Annotated in this window: 2 protein-coding genes; both read left to right on the top strand. The window is 65.9% G+C overall.

All coding sequences use genetic code 11. The features are described 5' to 3' along the window. Positions 1–362, top strand: a 362-nt coding sequence (locus tag GHO32_RS26125) for a MobC family plasmid mobilization relaxosome protein (protein ID WP_306167691.1), incomplete at its 5' end; no start/stop codon positions are given. Further along, positions 359–848 (top strand): relaxase/mobilization nuclease domain-containing protein (locus GHO32_RS26120; RefSeq protein WP_372239845.1); only part of this gene is annotated, 490 nt, incomplete at its 3' end. The genes GHO32_RS26125 and GHO32_RS26120, both read left to right, overlap by 4 nt.

Raw genomic sequence — 848 nt, 5'->3', positions numbered from 1 at the left:
GGGCCTCTACTAAGAGCCAAGCCATGACCGAGCCAAAGCGCGAAAAGATCATCAAGGTGCGGGTGTCCCCCGAGGAACTGGCCACCCTCCAGATGCACAGCACCAGGACGGAGCTGGCCCGCTGGATGCGGGAGAGCTGCCTCAGCCCCGGTCAGACCGATCTAGTCCGTGACCTGCGCGGCGCGGCCCCGGCGGCTGATCCCGCGTTGCTGCGCCAGTTGGCGAGCATCGGGAACAACCTCAACCAGATCGCCCGCAAGGTGAACACCGCCGAGTGGGGGGCTGTTGATCGCGTCCAGGTCATAGGCGCCCTGGCCGGGGTTGAGCGTGAGTTGGCCGAACTGCGAGCGCTGCACAAGTGATCGTGAAGTTCCACGCTAGGGGCACTGGCGGTGGCAAGGGGCCGACGCAGTACCTGCTGGGCCGGGACGGCCAGCGGGAGGGGTCAACCCTGCTGCGTGGCGATCCCGAGCAGGTGGCCGCACTGATCGACTCCAGTCGGTACGCCAAGAAGTACACCAGCGGCGTGCTGAGCTTTGCCGAGGCGGATCTACCGCCCGAGCAGAAACGGGCCCTCATGGACAGCTTCGAGCAGGCGTTAATGCCCGGCCTAGAGGCTCGGCAGTACAGCTGCCTATGGGTTGAGCACCAAGACAAGGGGCGGCTAGAGCTGAACTTCGTGATCCCCAACCTGGAGCTGACCGAGGGCAAGCGTTTGCAGCCCTACTACCACGTCGCCGATCAGCGCCGGGTCGATGCCTGGGCGACGGTTCAGCGTGCCGAGCTGGGTCTTGCCGACCCGAAAGACCCGTCTCGTAGGCGGGCCCTTGTAACGCCCCGCGACCTGC

The organism is Pseudomonas sp. FSL R10-2189, assembly GCF_009600325.1.
GTDB classification, from domain to species: domain Bacteria; phylum Pseudomonadota; class Gammaproteobacteria; order Pseudomonadales; family Pseudomonadaceae; genus Aquipseudomonas; species Aquipseudomonas helleri.
Note: the sequence above shows the minus strand (reverse complement) of the source record. Positions and strands in the feature narration are given on the sequence as shown.